This window comes from Endozoicomonas sp. ALE010 (assembly GCF_049310165.1).
GTDB lineage: Bacteria > Pseudomonadota > Gammaproteobacteria > Pseudomonadales > Endozoicomonadaceae > Endozoicomonas.
Map to the genome: position 1 here is coordinate 44,992 of NZ_JBLYNV010000001.1, position 20,367 is coordinate 65,358.

The window sequence follows — 20,367 nt, forward strand, 5'->3', positions numbered from 1 at the left end:
TCACCGGGAAGCTTCTGAACCATCCGTATCGTGGCGATAGACATGCCAGCAATTTAGCTCCAGGTTATGTTTTGCGACCTCATATTTGATGTTATCGAAGGATTTAATCCTCTCGTTCAGTGTCATGCTTTTAAGAGAACAATTGAAGATATAATCCGGCGTGTATTGCCAAGGTACTAAACCAATTTCCTGTTGACGATATTCTGTATTTATGGAGGTCAAAGATAGATAATGATCCCGCTGTGCAGGAAGTTTTGCCAGCAACTGGTTTAACCGGTAGATATCAGCGTTTTCTGCGTTCATTTCTGCGGCTTTTGCCTGGCGAAGGGGTTGTGTCTCAAGCTCCTCCAGCGTAGAGCTCTGCGCGAGCGCGTGGTAATGTTTGGTGTACACCAGCTCCGGGGGAATATATTGCTGGGGTGAGGATACGTCCGGGTCTTCGGTGATCAGGACAAAACAACCAGGGTTGTTTTTTATGAGTGTGGTGAGATAAAACTCAGTTTGCCCCTGGGCAATCTCTTTGCAAAGTTGCATTTCTTCCGAAGGCAAGCCGGTAAAAGCGTGTATCGCGGTAAATAAAGTGGTTGCAGGATTAGCGCCAGCAATTTCCTGAGCCGGAATTATGTTAATGGGCTGTGGATCGTTACAAAAAGTTCCATCGCAATTAGCGTAAGCATTTTTGATATCTACAGGAACTACTTTGATCCGGGGGTACAGCTCTTTGAGATAGTTTTGCATTAACAGGGATATTGCTCCGAAACCACAGCCAATATCAACAATGTATTCGATGTCGCTGTTTTTGCTTAAAAAATCAACCAGGAAGCTGAAGTTATGGAATTCTATATGGCTTTTGTATTCCTCTAGAGCCCAATCAACAAATGCTTGCGAAGCATCCAGTGTCATCAGTTGCTGGTTGCCAATCCGGACAGTTTTCGGTTGAGCCGTATCCGATACATTGGCATAGCTCACACAACAATTGCGCCGGGGATTATTATCCATGTGGGCTGCTACCCAGTAAATTTCAGGTGACGACGCAGAATGAGGGTTCAAGCCAGTAATGGTTCGGTTGGAAAGACTGGCGGGATGTTGTTCCTGAATTCCATCGCCGTCGGTTGTCAATTGTGGGGCGATGTTAAGTTTTTGCCCGACATGATCAGGTTGGTCAGGGAGAGTTTCTCTGGTAAATCCCTGTTGTGTCGTCGGAGCCTGTAAATTATCAGTGACCATACTTCTAATCATTACATTTCTCCTTGTTGATGAGTCATCAATAAGATCAAACAGTTTATTCAGCTTGAGCCTGTGCTTACTTATTAAGATCGAAGTACTGGTCATTAGTTCAATCCATCTACTTGAAAATCATTCGGAGCGAGACAAACAGTGTCTACCTGTATTCTGGTTTGTCTGTTTGCTCTTCTGAATGTTGTTTGACGATTGAGTAACGATTCTATTTGGTCAACTACTTACCTCTGTAACAAGATGTTGACCCTGGTCTTTATTTGATCAATACAGGGCTTTAATAAATCCCGGTTACAAAGCGTGTTAGTCGGAACTTCAATGACTTCAAATCCTGCTTTTTTCAGCAGTGCAATTTTAAGCAGAGTCGAACCCTTCCTGGTTTTGAAATCACTACTCACGTAATGAGTCGGTCCCTGAATTTCAATAACAATGTTGTGATCTGGCAGTAGCAGGTCAACCGGCGATAATGAGTTCAGGCTCTTTTCCTCTTCAATCTTCAAAGATGGCATGCATAATTGGAGTTGATTGCGAAAGTCGGCTTGAGGTTTTGAAATATTTGTCCGGTAATGGGGGACGACCGGGCAGGCTTTACCAAGCCAGCTTGCGGCCATGGCAATGATGCGTTGATCCTCTTCATTGTCCGGGGATGTATTTTTCAGGCGAGAAAAAAGTTCATCCATGTGTTTTTCAAGCACGTTATTTTTATTGGTATTGGAGTCTAGAGACAACCTCGCACAGCACACCATTACTCCCCAGAGAGACATCAATATCTCTTGTTGAGAAAACTGAGGGTTTTCACTGATTCGGTAGACAAGCGATTCGAACATAAATGTAACCACGTTCAGTTCAACGAACTCACCCAGGCTCGCCATGGCCCACAACAGGTTGGCGATACCCTGGGTATTAAATTGGTCTTTCTGTGCGTTCACATGGGGTAACAGCGCGGCCACGGCCTCTTTCATCTCTGGTGTCTGCTCCTGCCCGCTGTCCATCAGTTTCACCATGGCCCACAGCATGTTGGTGATACCCTGGGTACTAAACTGGCCTTTCTGTGCGTTCACGTGGGGCAACAGCGCGGCCACGGCCTCTTTGAACTCTGGTGTCCACTCCTGCCCGTTGTCCACCAGTTTCGCAATGGCCCACAACAGGTTGGCAATATGCTGGGCATTAAATTGGCCTTTCTGTGCGTTCACGAGGGGCAACAGCGCAACCACGGCCTCTTTGAACGCTGGTGTCTGCTTCTGCCTGTTGTTCACCAGTTTCGCCATGGCCCACAGCAGGATAGTGATTTGCTGAGGAAAAAATTGGTATTTCTGTGCTTTCACGTGGGGTAACAGGGCGGCCACTGCCTTTTTGAACGCTGATGTCTGCTCCTGTCCGTTGTCCACCAGTTTTGCCATGGCCCACAGCAGGTTGGCGACTTCCAGTGGTTTAAAGTTAGCTTTCTGTGCCAGCACGTGGGGCAACAGCGCGACCAGAGTCTCTCTGAACTCGGGTGTCTGCTCCTGCCCGTTGTCCGTCACTTTCGCCATGGCCCACAGCAGGTTGGCGATACTATGGGCATTAAATTGGTTTTTCTGTGCTTTCACGTGGGGCAACAACGCGGCCACAGCCTCGTTGAGTCCGGGTGCCCGTTCCTGCCCGTTGCCCACCAGCTTCGCCATGGCCCACAGCAGGTGGGTGATTTCCTGTGGTTTAAAGTCAGCTTTCTGTGCGATTACATGGGGCAACAGCGCGGCCACGGCCTCTTTGAGTTCTGGTGTCTGCTGCTGCCCGTTGTCCACCAGTTTCGCCATGGCCCACAACAGGTTGGCGATTTCCTGTGGTTTAAAGTCAGCTTTCTCCATGTTCACGTGGGATAACAGCGCGGTCACGGCCTCGTTGAGCTCGGGTGTCTGCTCCTGTCCGTTGTTTACCAGTTTCGCCATGGCCCACAGCAGGTTGGCGATTTCCTGTGGTTTAAAGTTAGCTTTCGGTGCGCTCACGTGGGGTAACAGCACAGCCACAGCCTCTTTGAACTCTGGTGTCTGCTTCTGCCCGTTATCCACCAGTTTCGCTGTGGCCCACAGCAGGTTGGCGATTCCCTGAGGAAGAAATTGGTCTTTCTGTGCTTTAACGTGGGGCAACAGCGCGGCCACCGCTTCTATAAGCTCTGGTGTCCACTCCCCGTTGTGCACCAGTTTCGCTGTGGCCCACAGCAGATTGACGATTTCCTGTGGTTTAAAGTTAGCTTCCTGTATGTTCCCGTGGGACAACAGTGCGGCCACGGCCTCTTTGAGCCCTGGTGTCTGCTCTGGCTTGTTGTACAGTAGTTTCGCCATAGCCCACACCAGGTTGGCGATTTCCTGTGGTTTAAAGTTAGCTTTCTGTGCGTTCACATGGGGCAACAGCGCGGCCACGGCCCCGTTGAACTCTGGCGTCCACTGTTGCCCACTGCCCACCAGTTTTGCCATTGCCCACAGCAGGTTGGTGATTTCCTGTGGTATAAAGTGAGCTTTCTCCGCGTGTAAGTGGGGCAACAGCGCAACCACGGCCTCTTTGAGTTCTGGTGTTAGCTCCTGCCCGTTGGCCACCAGTTTTGCCATGGCCCAGAGCATGTTGGTGATTTCCTGGGCTTCAATATCCCCGGCTTGAAGTTTTTTGCTGCACTTGAATATTATTGCATCAAGTATCGTTGATAATAAGGCTGCTTGAGTAAGCTTGACACGCTCATCCATGGGTTGATGAGGGGTAAAAACACCCGCTGAAGTCAATGAATGAAGTGTTGTCGTCAGGCTTCGCCAATTCCAACTCCGTGTTGCGGTAAAATTTTGCAGCAGATGAATCAGCTGGCTTTGTTCAGCCTGATTTAACGGTCTTTTAGCAGCTAACGAGTATTTTTTAATTAAACTGGCATATTTCCCGTGATGTCTCCCATCATAGCGGTGACCGAAACGATTCGATTTACTCAGCAGATCATCCATTATTTCCTGTTTAATCAGGGCATTGAATTCTTGAGCAGGGTTTACTGAGCGGCATAGTAGATAATGAGAAGGACATGCGCCAGAAGAATTATAAAATTGATCACGACCGGAGGGCGTGCGGGGAGGATTATCCCATTGTCTGACTGTGGCATGTCTATATCGCCCGGGCCTTGAAGAAGCGGCATGGTTTTCCGGTTGGCTGTAATCATTACCTGGTCTTGCGTATTGACCACTGATGCCAGCAGAGGGTCTATGCATAATTATATTTCATCAATTCATGAAAATATAAAAGGCTGACTGCTGTGCTGTTCAGAAGTTCATTTTCCTGGAATGTGAACACGGTTCTGGAGTCATGATGCAAGGGAAGTGGTTAGTGCCTTTTTTTTCTTTTCCTTTTTCTTTTTTTTGGTTTGTCTGTGTGCTTTTCTGAATTTTCTTCGACGGTTAAATAACAGTGATCCGGGGATGGCTGCCCTTTATCGGCGGTAACGTTTGTCTCATCTGCCCATCCGCTGTTAAGTGATACACAGCCATGACCCTGTGGCGGGGTGTCCACCCTGGCCTTTATTTGGTTAATGCATAGTTTTATTGAATTCAGGCTGCTGAGCTGGTTAACCGGGATTTCAATGACCTCAAATCCTGATTTTTTCAGCAGTGCAATTTTAAGCAGAGTCGAACCATTCCTGATTTTAAAATCATTACTCAGGTAATGATACGGTCCCTGAATTTCAATCACCATGTTGTGATCTGGCAGCAGCAGGTCAACGGGAGGCAATGAGTTCAGACACTTTTCTTCTTCAATCTTCAAAGAGGGCATGCATGATTGGAGTTGATCGCGGAAGTCGGCTTGGTGTTTTGAAATGGTTGTCTGGTAATGGGGGATGATCGGACTCGCTCTCCCAAGCCAACTGGCGGCCATGGCCATGATGCGTTGATCCTTTTCATTGTCCGGGGATGTATTTTCCAGGCGAGTAAACAGGTCAACCATGTGCTTTTCAAGCATGTTACTTTTATTAGCATTGGAGTCCAGGGACAGCCTGGCACAGCATACCATTACGCCCCAGAGAGACATAAATATATCTTGCTGAGAGAGCTGAAGGTTGTCACTTAATCGGCAGACCAGCGATTCGAACGTAGAGGTAACCACGTGTAGCTCAACGAGTTCACCCAGTTTCGCCATGGCCCACAGAATGTTGGCGATATGCTGAGGATTAAATTGGTGTTTCTGTGGGGGCACGTGGGGCAACACTACGAACATAGCTTCTCTAAGCTCTGGCAACCACTCTCCGTTGTCCACCAGTTTTGCCATGGCCCAAATCATGTTGGCGATATCCTGGGTATTAAACTGGTTTTTCGGTGCGTTCACGTGGTGCAAAAGCGCGGCCACGGCCTCTTTGAGTTCTGGTGTCCACTCCTGCCCGTTGTCCACCAGTTTTGCCATGGCCCACAACAGGTTGGCAATATGCTGAGGAATAAATTGGTCTTTCTGTTTGTTCACGTGGGGTAGCAGTTCGGCCACGGTCTCCATGAGCCCTTGTGTTCGTTCCATTCCGTTGTCCACCAGTTTCGCCATGGCCCACAGCAGGTTGACATTGCCCTGAGCTTTAAATTGGTCCTTCTGTGCGTTCACGTGGGGCAACAGTGCGGCCACGGTCTCTTTGAACTCTGGTGTCTGCTCCTGCCCGTAGTCCACCAGTTTCGCCATGGCCCACAGCAGGTTGGCGATTTCCTGTGGTTTAAAGTTAGCTTTCTGTGCGTTCACGCGGGGCAACAGCGCAGCCACGGCCCCATGTAGCTCGCGTGTCCGCTCCTGCCCGTAGTCCACCAGTTTCGCCATGGCCCATAGCAGGTTGGTGATTTCCTGGGGGTTAAAGTTAGCTGTCAGTACGTTCACTTGGGGCAACAGCACAGTCACGGCCTTTATGAGCCCTGGTGTTTGCTCCTGCACGTTGTCCATCAGTTTCGCCATGGCCCACAGCACATTGGCGATTCCCTGGGCATTAAATTGGTTTTTCTGCGTGCTCACTTGGGGAAACAGCGCGGCCACAGCCTTTTTAAGCCCTGGTGTTTTTTCCTGCCCGTTGTCCACCAGTTTCGCCATGGTCCAAAGCAGGCTGGCAATATCATTGGCATTAAATTGAACTTTCTGTGTAATCACGTGGGGCAACAGCGCGGCCACGGCCTCGTTGAGCCCTGGTGTTCGCTCCTGTCCGTTGTCAACCAGTTTCGCCATGGCCCATAACAGGTTGGCGATTCCCTGAGTAGTAAGTTGGTCTTTCTGTTCGTGCACAAGGGGCAATAACGTGGCCACGGCCTTGTTGAGCCCCGGTGTTCGCTCCTGCCCGTGGTCTACAAGTTTCGCCATGGCCCACAGCAGGTTGACAATGTCCTGAGCTTTCAATCGGTCCTTCAGTGCGTTCACGTGGGGCAACAGCGCGGCCACGGCCTCTTTGAACTCTGGTGTCTGCTCCTGCCCGTAGTCCAGCAGTTTCGCCATGGCCCACAGCAGGATGGCAATGCCCTGAGGAATAAATTGGTCTTTCTTTGCATTCACATGTGGCAACAGCGCGGCCACGGCCTCTTTGAGCCCTGGTGTGTGCTCCTGCCCGTTGTCCACCAGTTTTGCTATTGCCCACAGCTGGTTGGAGATTCCCCGGGCATCAATGTCCCGGGCTTGAGGTTGTTGGTTGCACTTGAATATGATTGCATCAAGTAGCGTTGACAATAAGGCAACCTGAGTGTGCCTGACACGCTCATCCACGGGTTTATAAGGGGTAAAAACACCCGCTGAAGTCAATGCATGAAGTGTGGTCGTAAGGCTTCGCCAGCCCCAACGCCGTGTTACGGTAAAATTTTGCAGAAAATGCATCAGCTGGCTTTGTTCCGCTCGATTCAACCGTCTTTGGGCAGCTGATGTGTATCGTTTAATTGAATTGGCATACAGACCGTGATTTCTCCCATCATAGCGATGACCGAAATGATCCGATTTACTCAGCAAACCATCCATTATTTCCTGTTTGATGAGAGCACTGAAATCTTGAACAGGGTTTACTGAACGGCTCTGTAGATATTGAGAAGTGTGTGCGCCAGAAGAATGGTGAAATTCATTGCGCCCCTGGGTAGTGCGTGGGGGATTATTCCATTGTTTGACTGTGGCATGTTTATATCGCCCATGCCTTGAAGATCTGGGATGGTTATCCGGATGGTTGTAATTTTTATCGGATCTTGCGTATTGACCACTGATACCAGCAGAGGTTCTATGCATAATTATATTTCATCAATTCATGAAAATATAAAAAACAGACTGCTGTTCTGTTCAGAAGTTCATTTTGCCGGAATGTGTACACGGTTCCGGAGTCATGATGAAAGGGAAGTGGTTAGTGCCTTTTTTTTCTTTTCCTTTTCTGTTTTTTGGTTTGTCTGTTTGCTTTTCTTAATTTTCTTCAACGGCTAAGTAACAATGACTTGAAGATTGCCACTTTTTATCGGCGGTAACGTTTGTCTCCTCTACCGATCCGATGTCAGGTGATGCACAGCCATGCCCTGGGGCGGGATGTCCAACCTGGTCTTTATTTGATCAATGCATAGTTTCATTGAATTCTGGCTACAAAGCTGGTTAGCCGGGATTTCAATGACCTCAAATCCTGATCTTTGCAGCAGTGCTATTTTAAGCAAAGTCGAACCATTCCTGATTTTAAAATCATTACTTACGTAATGAGACGGCCCCTGAATTTCAACAACCATGTTGTGTTCTGACAGTAGCAGGTCAACGGGAGGCAATGAGTTCAGGCTTTTTTCTTGTTCAATCTTCAAAGAGGGCATGCATGATTGGAGTTGATCGCAAAAGTCGGCTTGAGGTTTTGAAATGGTTGTCTGGTAATAGGGAACGATCGGACACGCTCTCCCAAGCCAACTGGCGGCCATGGCAATGCATGGCAATGATGCGTTGATCCTTTTCATTGTCCGGGGATGTATTTTCCAGGCGAGTAAACAGGTCATCCATGTGCTTTTCAAGCACGTTATTTTTATTGGCATTGGGGGCCAGAGACAATCTGGCACAACATACCATTACTCCCCAGAGAGACATCAATATAAATTGTTGAGAGAGCTGAGGGTTGTCACTGAATCGGCAGAGCAACGATTCGAACGTAGAGGTAACCACGTGCAGCTCAACGAGTTCCCCCAGCTTCGCCATGGCCCACAGCAGGTTGGCGACTTGCTGAGGATCAAATTGGGCTTTCTGTGGGTTCACGTAGGGCAGCAGCGTGGCCACGGCTTCTTTAAGACCTGGTGTCCACTTTCCGTTTTCCACCAGTTTCGCCATGGCCCACAGCAGTTTGGCAATTGCCTGTGGTGTAAAGTTGGCTTTATTTGCGTACACGTGGGGCAACAGCGCGGCTACAGCTTTTTTAAGTCCTGGTGTCTGTTGCAGGCCCTTGTCCACCAGTTTCGCCATGGCCCACAGCAGGTTGGCGGTTTGCTGAGGAATAAAGTGGTCTTTCTGTGCATTCATGTGAGGCAACAGCACGGCCACGGCCTCTTTGAGTTCTGGTGTTTGCTCCTGCCTGTTGTCCACCAGTTTCGCCATGGCCCACAGCAGGTTGGCGATTCCCTGGGCACCAATATTCCTGGCTTCAGGTTTTTGGTTGCACTTGAATATTATTGTATCCAGTAGCATTGACAATAAGACAGCTTGAGTATGCTTAACACGCTCATCCATGGGTCTATGAGGGGTAAAAACACCCGCTGAAGTCAATGCATGAAGTGTTGTTGACAGGCTTCGCCAACTCCAACTCCGTGTTACTGTAAAATTTTGCAGCAAACGTATCAGCTGGGTTTGTTCCGCTTGATTTAACGGTCTTTTAGCAGCTGACGTGTATTTTTTAATTGAATTGGCATACAGACCGTGATTTCTCCCATCATAGCGATGACCGAAGCGATACGATTTATTCACCAGATCATCCATTATTTCCTGTTTAATGGGGGCGTTAAAATCTTGAGCAGGGTTTACTGAACGGCTCTGTAGATGTTGAGAAGGGCATACGCCAGAAGAACGGTAAAATTCCTTACGCCCCGGGGTAGTGCGGGGGGGATTATCCCACTTTCTGACTATATTCTGTCTATATTGTACGCGCCTTGAAGAAGTAGCATGGCCATCCGGCTGGTTGTAATCTTTATCGGATCTTGCGTATTTACCACTGATCCCAGCAGAGGTTCTGTGCATAATTATATTTCATTAATTCATGAAAATATAAACTACAGACTGCTGTTTTGTTCAGAAGTTCATTTTGTCGGAATGTGAACACGGTTCTTGAGTCATGATGAAAGGGAAGTGGTTAGTGCCTTTTTTTTCTTTTCCTTTTTCTGTTTTTTGGTTTGTCTGTTTGCCTTTCTGAATTTTCTTCAACGGCTAAGTAACAATGACCTGAAGATTGCCACTTTTTATCGGCGGTAACGTTTGTCTCCTCTATCGATCCGATGTCAGGTAATACACAGCCATGACCCTGTGGCGGTATGTCCACCCTGGCCTTTATTTGATCAATGCATTGTTTCATTGAATTCTGTCTCCAAAGCTGGTTAGCCGGGATTTCAATGACCTCAAATGCTGATTTTTTCAGCAGTGCTATTTTAAGCAGAGTTGAACCATTCCTGATTTTGAAATCATTACTTACGTAATGAGACGGTCCCTGAATTTCAATCACCATGTTGTGATCTGGCAGTAGCAGGTCAACGGGAGGCAATGAGTTCAGGCTCTTTTCCTGTTCAATCTTCAAAGAGGGCATGCGTGATTGGAGTTGATTGCGTAAGTTGGCTTGAGGTTTTGAAATAGTTGTCCGGTAATGGGGGATGATCGGACACGCTCTCCCCAACCAAATGGCAGCCATGGTAATGATTTGTTGATTCTTTTGATTGTCCGGGGATGTATTTTCCAGGCGAGTGGACAGGTCATCCATGTGCTTTTCAAGCACGTTATTTTTAATGGCATTGGGGGCCAGAGACAACCTGGCACAACATACCATTACTCCCCAGAGAGACATCACTATATCTTGCTGAGAGAGCTGAGGGTTGTCGCTGAATCGGCAGAGCAACGATTCGAATGTAGAGGTAACCACGTGCAGCTCAACGAGTTCACCCAGCTTCGCCATGGCCCACAGCAGGTTGGCGATTTGCTGAGGATCAAATTGAGCTTTCTGTGGGTTTACGCAGGGCAGCAGCGCGGCCACAGCTTCTTTAAGCCCTGGTGTCCACTCTCCGTTTTCCACCAGTTTTGCCATGGCCCACAGCAGGTTGGTGATTGCCTTTGGTGTAAAGTTGGCTGTATGTGCGTGCACGTGTGGTAACAGCGTGGCCACAGCTTTTTTAAGCCCTGATGTCTGTTGCTGGTCGTTGTCCACCAGTTTTGCCATGGCCCACAGCAGGTTGGCGATTTGCTGAGGATTAAATTGGTCATTCATTGCGTTCACGTGGGGCAACAGGCGGGCCACGGCCTCGATGAACTTTGGTGTCGGCTCCAGGCCGTTGTCCACCAGTTTCGCCATGGCCCACAGCAGGTTGGAGATATGCTGAGGAATAAATTGGTCTCTCAGTAGTTTTACGAGGGGTAACAGCGTGGCCATGGCCTCGTTGAGCCCTGATGCCTGCTCCTGTCCGTTGTCCACCAGTTTCGCTATGGCCCAGAGCAGGTTGGTAATATCCTGGGCATTGAATTGGTTTTTCTGTGCCTTCACGTGAGGCAACAGTGCGGCCACAGCTGTTTTAAGCCCTGGTGTCTGTTCCCGGCCGTTGTCCACCAGTTTCGCCATGGCCCACAGCAGGTTGGTGATTCCCTGGGCATTAAATTGGTCTGCCTGTGCGTTCACGTGGGGCAACAGTACGGCCACAGCTGTTTTAAGCCCTGGTGTCTGTTCCTGCCCGTTGTCCACCAGTTTCGCCATGGCCCACAACAGGTTGGCAATTTGCTGAGGAGTAAATTGGTCTCTGGTTGCGTTCACGTGGGACAACAGCTGGGCCACAGCCACGTTGAACTCTGGTGTCTGCTCCTGCCCGTTGTCCACCAGTTTCGCCATGGCCCACAACAGGATGGCGATATGCTGAGGAATAAACTGGTATTTCTGTGCGTTCACGTGGTGTAACAGGGCTCCCAGGGTCCCTTTGATCTCTGGTGTCCGTTCCTGCCCGTTGTCCACCAGTTTCGCCATGGCCCACAGCAGGTTGGAGATTCCCTGGGCATTAAATTGCTCTGTCTGTGCGTTCACGCGGGGCAACAGCGCGGCCACGGCCTGTTTGAGTTCTGGTGTCTGCTCCTGCCAGTTGTCCACCAGTTTCGCCATGGCCCACAGCAGGTTGACGATTTGCTTAGGTATAAATTGGTCTTTCCTTGCGTTCACATAAGGTAGCAGTCCGACCACAGTACTGTTGAATTCTGGCAACTGCTCCTGCCCGTTGTCCACCAGTTTAGCCATGGCCCACATCAGGATGGTGATATGTTGAGGTATAAATTGGTCTTTCTTTGCGTTCACGTGGGGTAACAGCGTGGCCACGGCCTCTATGAGCCCCGGTGTCTGCTCCTGCCCGTTGTCCACCAGTTTCGCCACGGCCCACAGCAAGTTGGCGATTCCCTGGGCATTAAATTGGTTTTTATGTGCGTTCACGTGGGGCAACAGCGCGGCCACAGCCTTTTTAAGCCCCGCTGTCTGTTCATGTCCGTTATCCACCAGTTTTGCCATGGCCCACAGCAGGCTGGCGATATGCTGAGAATCAAATTGGTCTTTCTGTGGGTTCACGTGGGGCAACAGTGCGGCCACGGCCTCATTGAACTCGGGTGTCAGCTTCTGCCCGTTGTCCACCAGTTTTGCCATGGCCCACAGCAGGTTGGCAATACCCTGTGGTTTAAAGTCAGTTTTCTGTGCGCTCACGCGGGGCAATAGCGCTGCTACGGCCTCGCTGAGATCTGTTGTCTGCTCCAGCCCGTTGTCCACCAGTTTCGCCATGGCCCATAGCAGGTTGATGATTCCCAGGGTATGAAGTTGGTCTTTCTGTTCGCGTACGATGGGCAACAACGCGGCCACAGCCTTTTTAAGCCCCGGTGTCTGTTCATGCCCGTTATCCACCAGTTTCGCCATGGCCCACAGCAGGTTGGCGATTCCCTGTGGATTAAAATTAGCTTTCTGTGCATTTACGTCGGGTAACAGCGCAGCCACGGCCTCTTTGAGCCCAGGTGTCTGCTCCTGGCCGTTGTCCACCAGTTTGGCCAAGGCCCACAGCACGTTGGCGATTCCCTGTGTTATAAAGTTAGATTTTTGTGCGCTTACGTGGGGTAACAGCGCAGTCACGGCCTCTTTGAGCCCTGGTGTCTGCTCGTGTCCGTTGTCCGCCAGTTTTGCCATGGCCCACAGCTGGTTGGCGATTCCCCAGGCATCAATATTACTGTCTTTTAGTCTTTGGTTGCCGTTAAATATTATTGCATCCAGTAGCGTTGACAATAAGGTAGCTTGAGTATGCTTAACACCCTCATCCATGGGGCTATGAGGGGTAAAAACACCCGCTGAAGTAAATGCATGAAGTGTTGTTGTCAGGCTTCGCCAATTCCAGCTCCGTGCTGCGGTAAAATTTTCCAGAAAACCTATCAGCTGGCTTTGTTCCGCCTGGTTTAACGGTCTTTTAGCAGCTGACGTGTATTGTTTGACTGAATTGGCATATAGACCGTGATTTCTCCCATCATAGCGATGACCGAAACGAGCCGATCTACTCAGCAAACCATCCATTATTTCCTGTTTGATGAGAGCATTAAAATCTTGAGCAGGGCTTACTGAACGGCTCTGTAGATATTGAGAAGTGTATGCACCAGAAGAATGGTAAAATCCATTATGCCTCGGTGTGGTGCGTGGGGGATTATGCCATCGTCTGACTGTGGCATCTCTATATCGCCCACGCCTTGAATATCCGGGATGGTCATTCGGCTGGTTGTAATCGTTATCGGATCTTGCGTATTTACCACTGATACCAGCAGAGCTTCTATCCATAATTACATTTCATCAATTCATGAAAATATAAAAAACAGACTGCTGTTCTGTTCAGAAGTTCATTTTGCTGAAATAGCGATAGACGTAACCGGTTGAGAGAGCACAACTACTCCTGATGTCAGCAATCCGTTATTTTCAAATCATCCGGAGGAAGATTGTTAGAACACATGGGTTCCACACCGGCATTCCTTTCCTGAAATGTGAAAACGGTTCTTGAGTCATGATGAAGGGAGAAGATTACTGGCTGTTTGTTCTCTTCCTTTTTCTACTTTTGGGATTGCATGCTTGCTCTTCTAAATGTTCTTCGGCGGTCAAGTCACAGTGATCTGCGGGCTGCCATCTTTTATCGGCGGTCACGTATGCCTCATCTGCCCAAGCTCTTTTAAGTGATCCAGAGCCATGCCCCCTCGGCGGGGTGTCTACTCTGGTCTTTATGTGATCAATATATCGTTTTATTGAATCCTGGTTATAAAGCTGGTTAACCGGGATTTCAATGACCTCAAATCCTGCTTTTTGCAGCAGTGCGATTTTAAGCAGAGTCGAACCATTCCTGGTGTTGAAATCGCCACTTACGTAATGGGACGGTCCCTGAACTTCAATAACCATCTTGTGATCTGGCAGTAGCAGGTCAACCGGCGGTAATGAGTTCAGACTCTTTTCTTCTTCAATCTTCAAAAAAGGAATACTTGATTGCAGTTGATTGCGGAAGTCGGATTGCGGTTTTGAAATGATGGTCTCGTAGTGGAGGATGATCGGGTACGCTCTGCCAAGCCAACTTGCGGCCATGGCAATGATGCGTTGATCCTCTTCATTGTCTGGGAAGGTATTTTCCAGGCGATTAAACAGGTCATCCATGTGTTTTTCAAGCACGTTATTATTGGTATTGGAGTCTAGAGATAACCTGGCACAGCAGACCATTACTCCCCAGATAGACATCAATATCGCTTGCTGAGAGAGCTGAGGGTTTTTACTGATTCGGCGGACAAGCGATTCGAACGTGGAGGTAACCACGTTCAGCTCAACGAGCTCGCCCAGTTTTGCCGTGGCCCACAGCAGGTTGGCGATATGCTGAGGAGTAAATTGGTCTTTCTGTGCGTTCACTTGGGGCAACAGCGCGGTCACGGCCTCGTTAAACCCTGGTGTCCGCTCCTGACCGTTGTCCACCAGTTTCGCCATGGCCCACAGCAGGTTGGCGATTTCCTGTGGTTTAAAGTTAGCTGTCTGTACGTTCACGTAGGGTAACAACGCGGCAACAGCCTCTTTGAGCCCTGATGTCCGCTCCTGTCCGTTGTCCACGAGTTTCGCCATGGCCCATAGCAGGATGGCGATATGCTGAGGAATAAATTGGTCTTTCTGTGAGTTCACGTGGGGTAACAGTACGGCCACGGCCTCGTTGAGCTCGGGTGTCTGCTCCTGGCCGTTGTCCACCAGTTTCGCCATGGCCCAAAGCAGGCTGGCGATTTCCTGTGATTTAAAGTTAGCTTTCTGTACGTTCACGAGGAGCAATAACGCGGCCACAGCCTCTTTGAGCTCTGGCGTCTGCTCCAGCCCGTTGTCTACCTGTTTCGCCATGGCCCACAGCAGGTTGGCGATTTCCTGTGGATTAAAGTTAGCTTTCTGTGCATTCACTTGGGGCAACAGCGCGGCTACGGCCTCGCTGAGCCCTGGTATCCACTCCTGGCCGTTGTCCACCAGTTTCGTCATGGCCCACAGCAGGTTGGCGATACCCTGAGCATTAAATTGGTCCTTCTGTGCGTTTATGTGGGGTAACAGTGCGGCCACGGCCTCGCTGAACTCTGGTGTCTGCTTCTGTCCGTTGTCCACCAGTTTCGCCATAGCCCACAGCAGGTTGACGATATGCTGAGGAATAAATTGGTCTTTCTGAGCGTTCACGTGGGGTAACAGCGCAGCCAGGGCCTCTTTGAGCCCTGATGTCCACTCTTGCCCATTGCTCACCAGTTTTGCCATGGCCCACAGCAGGTTGGCGATATGCTGTGGAATAAATTGGTCTTTGTGTGCGTTCACGTAGGGCAACAGCGCGGCCACGGCCTCGTTGAGCTCTGGTGTCCGCTCCTGCCCGTTGTCCACCAGTTTCGCCATGGCCCACAGCAGGTTGGCGATATGCTGAGGGATAAATTGGTCTTTCTGTGCGTTGATGCGGGGCAACAGCGCGGCCATGTTCTCGTTGAACTCTGGTGTCTGCTCCTGTCCGTTGTCCACCAGTTTCGCCATAGCCCATAGCAGGTTGGCGATACTCTGGGCATTAAATTGGTCTTTCTGTGCGTTCACGTAGCGCAAAAGCGCGGCCACGGCCTCTTCGAGTTCTGGTGTTCGCTCCTGCCCGTTGTCGACCAGTTTCGCCATGGCCCACAGCAGGTTGGCGATTTCCTGGGGTTTAAAGTTAGCTGTTTGTACGTTCACCTGGGGCAACAGAGCGGACACGGCCTTTTTGAGCTCTGGTGTCCGCTCCTGTCCGTTGTCTACCAGTTTCGCCATGGCCCATAGCAGGTTGGTGATTTCCTGTGGTTTAAAGTGAGCTTTCTGTGTGTTCACGTGGGGCAACAGCGCGGCCACGGCCTCGTTGAGCCCTGATGTCCGCTCCTGCCCGTTGTCCACAAGTTTCGCCATGGCCCACAGCAGGTTGACAATGCCCTGAGCATTAAATCGGTCCTTCTGTGCGTTCACGTGGGGCAACAGCGCTGCCACACCCTCTTTGAGCCCTGGTGTCCGCTCCTGTCCATTTCCCACAAGTTTCGCCATGGCCCACAGCAGGTTGGCAATGCCCTGAGCATTAAAGTGGTCCTGCTGTGCGTTCACTTGGGGCAACAGCGCGGCCACGGCCTCTTTGAGCTCTGGTGTCCGCTTCTGTCCGTTGTCCACCAGCTTTGCCATGGCCCACAGCAGGTTGACGATATGCTGAGGAATAAATTGGTCTTTCTGTGCGTTCACGTGGGGCAACAGCGCAGCCAGGGCCTTTTTGAGCCCTGATGTCCACTCTTGCCCATTGCTCACCAGTTTTGCCATGGCCCACAGCAGGTTGGCGATTCCCTGAGCATCAATATCCCTGGCTTCAGGTTTTTGATGGCACTTGAATACTATTGCATCAAGTAGCGTTGACAATAAGGCAGCTTGGGTAAGCTTTACACGCTCATCCATGGGTTTATGAGGGGTAAAAACACCCGCTGAAGTCAATGAATGAAGTGTTGTTGACAGGCTTCGCCAACTCCAGCTCCGTGTTGCTGTAAAATTTTGCAGAAAACTTATCAGCTTGCCTTGTTCCGCTTGATTTAGTGGTCTTTTAGCAGCTGACGTGTATTTTTTAATTGAACTGGCATATTGACTGTGATTTCTCCCATCATAGGAATGACCGAAACGACCAGATGTACTCACCAGACCAGCCATTATTTCTTGTTTGATGAGAGCATTAAAATCCTGGGCAGTGTTTACTGAACGGTACTGTAGATATTGAGAAGAGCGTGTGCCGGTAGAACAGTAAAATTCATTACGCCCTGTGGTAGACCGGGGGGGATTATCCCATTGTCTGACTGTGGCATGTCTATATCGCCCATGCCTTGAAGAAGCAGCATGGTCATTCGACTGATTGTAATTTTTATCGGATCTTGCGTGTTGACCACTGATACCAGCAGAGCTTCTATCCATAATTACATTTCATTAATTCATGGAAATATAAAAAACAGACTGCTGTTCGGTTCAGAAGTTCATTTTTTACTTTTTGGTTTGTCTCTTTGCTCTGCTGAATGTTTTTCGGCGGTTAAGTTACAGTGTTGCCATCCTTTATCGACAGTTATACATAGCTCATCTTTACCCCGCTTTTAAATAAGTGATACTGAGCCATGTCCCTCTAGGAGGCTGACCGAGAATAGGCTTATGTTATCATAAGCCTCAAATTTTGTAGAAAACGTATCAGCAGGCTTTGTTCCGCCTGGTTTAACGGTCTTTTAGCAGCTGACGTGTATTGTTTAATTGAATTGGCATACAGACAGTGATTTCTCCCATCATAGCGATGACCGACACGCTCCGATTGACTCACCAGGTCATCTATTATTTCCTGTTTGGTGAGAGCATTAAAATCTTGAGCAGGGTTTACTGAACGGCGCAGCAGATATTGAGAAGAGTATGCGGCAGAAGAAGGGTAAAATTCATTTCATTAATTCATGAAAATATAAAAAGCAGACTGCTGCTCTGTTCAGAAGTTCATACTGATGAAATATCCGGGTTAAGTAATTGATACAGAACCATGCCCTTGTGCCCGGATGTCTACCCTGGTCTTTATGCGATCAATACACAGTTTCATTGAATCCAGGTTCCAAAGCTGGTTAACCGGGATTTCAATGACCTCAAATCCTGATTTTTGCAGCAGGGCGATTTTAAGCAGAGTCGAACCATTCCTGGTGTTGAAATCACCACTCACGTAATGAGTTGGTCCCTGAATTTCAATAACCATGTTGTAATCCGGCAGTAGCAGGTCAACCGGAGGCAATGAGTTCAGACACTTTTCTTCTTCAATCTTCAAAGAGGGAATGCGTGATTGGAGTTGTTCGCGAAAGCCGGTTTGAGGTTGTGAAACGACTATCCGGTAATGGGGGGTAACCGGACAGGGTCTCCCGAGCCAACTTGCGGCCATGGCAATGACGCGTTTATCCTCATCATTGTCCGGGGATGTATTTTTCAGGCGAGTAAACAGGTCATCCATGTGCTTTTCAAACACATTATTTTTATTGGCATTAGAGACCAGAAACAACCTGGCACAGCATACCATTACTCCCCAGAGAGACATCAATATTGCCTTGAGAGAGACATGAGGGTTTTTACTGATTCGGTGGACAAGAGGCTCAAACGTGGCCATAGCCACGTTCAGCTCAACGAACTCACCCAGTTTCGCCATGGCCCACAGCAGGTTGGCGATATGCTGAGGAGTAAATTGGTCTTTCTGTGTGTTCACGAGGAGTAACAGAACGGCCACGGCCTTGTTGAACTCTGGTGTCTGCTCCTGCCCGTGTTCCACCAGTTTTGCCATGGCCCACAGCAGGTTGGCAATAGCCTGGGGATTAAAGTTAGCTTTTTGTGCGTTCACGAGGGGCAACAACGCGGCTACGACCTCATTGAATTCTGATGATCGCTCCTGTCCGTTATCCACCAGCTTCGCCAGGGCCCACAGCAGGTTGGCGATACCCTGTGGTTTAAAGTTAGCTTTCTGTGCGTTGACGTGGGGCAACAGCGCGGCTACGGCGTCTTTTAGCACTGAGGTCATGTCCTGCCCGTTGTCCATCAGTTTTGCCAGGGCCCATAGCAGGTTGGCGATACTATGGGCAGTAAAATAGTCTTTCTGTACGTTCACGCGGGGCAGCAGCGCAGCCACAGCCTTGTTGAGTTCTGGTGTACGCTTTTGCCCATTGTCAACCAGTTTGGCAATGGACCACATCAGGTTGACCATTTCCTGTGTTTTAAAGTTAGCTTTCTGTGCGTTCACGAGGGGCAACAGCGCGATCACAGCCTCTCCAAGCCCCGGTGTACGCTCCTGTTCGTTGTCTACCAGTTTCGCCATGGCCCAGAGCAGATTGACGATATGCTGAGGAATAAATTGGTCTCTCTGTGCGCTCACTTGGGGGAACAGCACGACCACGGCCTTATTGAGCGCAGGTGTTCGCTCCTGCTCATTGTCCACCAGTTTCGCTATGGCCCACAGCAGGTTGGCGATATGTTGAGGAATAAATTGGTCTTTATGTGCGCTCACGAGGGGCAGCAGCGCGACCACGGTCATTTTGAACTCTGGCGTCCGCTCCAGTCCGTTGTTCACCAGTTTTGCCATGGCCCACAGCAGATTGGCGATTTCCTGTTGAGTAAAGTTAGCTTTGCGCGCGTTCACGCGGGGCAATAGCGCGGCCAGAGCCTCTTCGAGTTCTGGTGTCCATTCCTGCCCGTTGTCCACCAGTTTCGCCATGGCCCACACCAGGTTGGCGATACCCTGGGCATCAAATTGGTCTTTCAGTGCGTTCACATGAGGCAACAGCGCAGCCAGGGCCTCGTTGAGTTCCGGTGTCTGCTTATGCCCGTTGTCCACCAGTTTCGCCATGGCCCACAGCAGGATGGCGATATCCCGTGGTTTGAAGTTATCTTTCGATGCATTTATGTGGGGTAACAGCGCAGCTAAAGCCTGTTTCAACGCTGGTGTCTGCTGCTGGCCGCCGTCCACCAGTTTGGCCATGGCCCAGAGTATGTTGGCGATTTCCTGTGGTTTAAAGTTAGCCTTCTGTGCGTTTACATGGGGCAACAGGGTAGCCAGGGCTTCTTTGAGTCCTGGTGTCTGCTTCTGCCCTTTGTCCGCCAGTTTCGCCATGGCCCACAGCAGATTGGCGACTTCCTGTGGATTAAAATTGGTTTTCCGGGCGTTTACAAGGGACAATAGCGCGGCCACGGCCTGTTTCAGCTCTGGTGTCTGATCCTGCCCCAAGTCCACCATTTTCGCCATGGCCCACAGCAGGTTGGTAATTCCCTGAGTATCAATATACCTGGCTTCAGATGTTTGATGGCACTTGAATATTATTGCATCAAATAGCGTTGACAATATGTTCGCTTGAGTAAGCCTGACGCGCTCATCCATGGGTCTATAAGTGGTAAAAACACCTGCTGAAGTCAATGAATGAAGTGTTGTCGACAGGCTTAGCCAATTCCAGCTGCGTACTGCGGTAAAGTGTTGCAGCAAACGTAGCAGCTGGCTTTGTTCAGCTCGATTTAACGGTCGTTTAACAGCTAATGCGTATTTTTTAATGGAACTGGCATATTGCCCGTGATTCCTCCCATCATAGCGATAACCGAAACGATCCGATTTTTTCAGCAGATCATCCATTATTTCCTGTTTAATGAGGGCATTAAAATCTGGAGCAGGGTGTACTGAACGGCACTGTAAATATTGAGAAGAGCGTGCGTCATAAGAATGGCAAGATTCGTTACGCCCCGGGGTAGTGCGGGAAGAATGAACCCGCCGTCTGACTGTACCCTGTCTGTATTGCCCATGCCTTGAAGAAGCGGCATGGTTATCCGGTTGGTGATATTCATTACCTGACCTTGCGTATTTACCACGGATACCAGCAGTGCTTCTATCCATAATTATATTTCATTAATTC

9 protein-coding genes are annotated in these 20,367 nt (G+C 49.5%); all 9 read right to left on the reverse strand.

Annotation, left to right across the window (positions count from 1 at the left end):
• The 9 genes from ACO6UY_RS00080 to ACO6UY_RS00120 all read right to left on the reverse strand — a co-directional run bounded on the left by ACO6UY_RS00080 (position 1) and on the right by ACO6UY_RS00120 (position 20,348).
• Positions 1 to 1,239, reverse strand: a complete 1,239-nt coding sequence (locus ACO6UY_RS00080) for a hypothetical protein (RefSeq protein ID WP_422488757.1) — start codon at positions 1,237 to 1,239, stop codon at positions 1 to 3.
• A gap of 221 nt (positions 1,240 to 1,460) precedes the next feature.
• A complete protein-coding gene (locus ACO6UY_RS00085) occupies positions 1,461 to 4,457 on the reverse strand; it encodes a DUF1601 domain-containing protein (RefSeq protein ID WP_422488759.1) in 2,997 nt (998 codons plus the stop codon).
• 112 nt (positions 4,458 to 4,569) lie between these two features.
• Positions 4,570 to 7,464, reverse strand: coding sequence for a DUF1601 domain-containing protein (locus ACO6UY_RS00090; protein WP_422459226.1), 2,895 nt, complete (start codon positions 7,462 to 7,464; stop codon positions 4,570 to 4,572).
• 242 nt (positions 7,465 to 7,706) lie between these two features.
• On the reverse strand, positions 7,707 to 8,012 hold the full coding sequence (locus tag ACO6UY_RS00095) for an RAP domain-containing protein (RefSeq protein ID WP_422459224.1): 306 nt from the start codon (positions 8,010 to 8,012) through the stop codon (positions 7,707 to 7,709).
• Positions 8,002 to 9,423, reverse strand: a complete 1,422-nt coding sequence (locus tag ACO6UY_RS00100; RefSeq protein WP_422459222.1) for a hypothetical protein — start codon at positions 9,421 to 9,423, stop codon at positions 8,002 to 8,004. Before ACO6UY_RS00100 ends, ACO6UY_RS00095 begins: the two co-directional genes overlap by 11 nt.
• Before the next feature lie 112 nt (positions 9,424 to 9,535).
• Positions 9,536 to 13,222, reverse strand: coding sequence for a DUF1601 domain-containing protein (locus ACO6UY_RS00105; RefSeq protein WP_422459220.1), 3,687 nt, complete (start codon positions 13,220 to 13,222; stop codon positions 9,536 to 9,538).
• 237 nt (positions 13,223 to 13,459) lie between these two features.
• On the reverse strand, positions 13,460 to 16,882 hold the full coding sequence (locus ACO6UY_RS00110) for a DUF1601 domain-containing protein (RefSeq protein ID WP_422459218.1): 3,423 nt from the start codon (positions 16,880 to 16,882) through the stop codon (positions 13,460 to 13,462).
• 226 nt (positions 16,883 to 17,108) lie between these two features.
• Positions 17,109 to 17,273 (reverse strand): hypothetical protein, encoded by a 165-nt coding sequence (locus ACO6UY_RS00115; RefSeq protein ID WP_422459216.1) that lies wholly within the window; start codon positions 17,271 to 17,273, stop codon positions 17,109 to 17,111.
• A 186-nt stretch (positions 17,274 to 17,459) separates the two neighbouring features.
• Positions 17,460 to 20,348, reverse strand: coding sequence for a DUF1601 domain-containing protein (locus tag ACO6UY_RS00120; protein WP_422488761.1), 2,889 nt, complete (start codon positions 20,346 to 20,348; stop codon positions 17,460 to 17,462).
• Between the last annotated feature and the right edge of the window lie 19 nt (positions 20,349 to 20,367).

Excerpts from the sequence above, each read along its gene's own strand:
- ACO6UY_RS00105 (WP_422459220.1), bottom strand. The coding sequence starts at position 13,222 with ATGGATAGAAGCTCTGCTGGTATCAGTGGTAAATACGCAAGATCCGAT.
- ACO6UY_RS00110 (WP_422459218.1), bottom strand. The coding sequence starts at position 16,882 with ATGGATAGAAGCTCTGCTGGTATCAGTGGTCAACACGCAAGATCCGAT.
- ACO6UY_RS00100 (WP_422459222.1), bottom strand. The coding sequence starts at position 9,423 with ATGCACAGAACCTCTGCTGGGATCAGTGGTAAATACGCAAGATCCGAT.
- ACO6UY_RS00090 (WP_422459226.1), bottom strand. The coding sequence starts at position 7,464 with ATGCATAGAACCTCTGCTGGTATCAGTGGTCAATACGCAAGATCCGAT.
- ACO6UY_RS00120 (WP_422488761.1), bottom strand. The coding sequence starts at position 20,348 with ATGGATAGAAGCACTGCTGGTATCCGTGGTAAATACGCAAGGTCAGGT.
- ACO6UY_RS00085 (WP_422488759.1), bottom strand. The coding sequence starts at position 4,457 with ATGCATAGACCCTCTGCTGGCATCAGTGGTCAATACGCAAGACCAGGT.
- ACO6UY_RS00080 (WP_422488757.1), bottom strand. The coding sequence starts at position 1,239 with ATGATTAGAAGTATGGTCACTGATAATTTACAGGCTCCGACGACACAA.